Source organism: Vibrio sp. 1288 (assembly GCF_033344475.1).
Genome location: NZ_JAWPOX010000353.1, coordinates 1 through 798, shown reverse-complemented (window position 1 = coordinate 798; position 798 = coordinate 1). Strand labels below are relative to the sequence as shown.

The window sequence follows — 798 nt, the reverse complement described above, 5'->3', positions numbered from 1 at the left end:
GTTGAAGTTCTTCAAGCAGCTGGTTACACCAACATTGAATATCACAAAGGTTCGCTTTCAGAGGAAGAACTGATTGAAGCAGTTAAAGATACGCACTTCATCGGTATCCGCTCCCGAACGAATCTATCCGAGGAAGTGATCAATGCGGCAAACAAACTGGTTGCGATTGGCTGTTTTTGTATCGGAACTAACCAAGTCGATCTTGGTGCGGCGGCAAAACGTGGCATTCCTGTATTCAATGCACCGTTTTCAAATACGCGAAGTGTAGCTGAGCTAGTGCTTGGTCAGATTCTTCTGCTCCTTCGTGGGATTCCTGAAAAGAACGCCTTGGCACACCGTGGTATTTGGAAGAAGAGCGCAGACAACTCTTACGAAGCGCGTGGTAAACGCCTTGGCATCATTGGTTACGGCCATATCGGTACTCAGCTGGGCATTATTGCTGAAAACTTAGGTATGCGCGTGTACTACTACGACATCGAAAACAAACTATCACTTGGCAACGCAACGCAAATCCACACGATGAGCGAGCTGCTAAACAAATGTGATGTTATTTCGCTGCACGTACCAGAAACACCTGAAACGAAGAATATGATGGGCGAAGAAGAATTTGCTCGCATGAAGCCTGGCGCAATCTTCATCAACGCCGCTCGCGGTACCGTTGTTGATATTCCTGCGCTTTGCCACAGCCTAGAAGCAGGTCACTTAGCTGGCGCAGCAATCGACGTATTCCCAGTAGAACCAAAAACAAACGCTGACCCGTTTGAATCTCCACTACAGAAATTCGATAACGTCATTCTA

The 798-nt window shown here is 47.1% G+C and carries 1 protein-coding gene; it reads left to right on the top strand.

The features are described from left to right. Positions 1 to 798 (top strand): phosphoglycerate dehydrogenase (serA, locus tag R8O11_RS26710; RefSeq protein ID WP_318194810.1); only part of this gene is annotated, 798 nt, incomplete at both ends.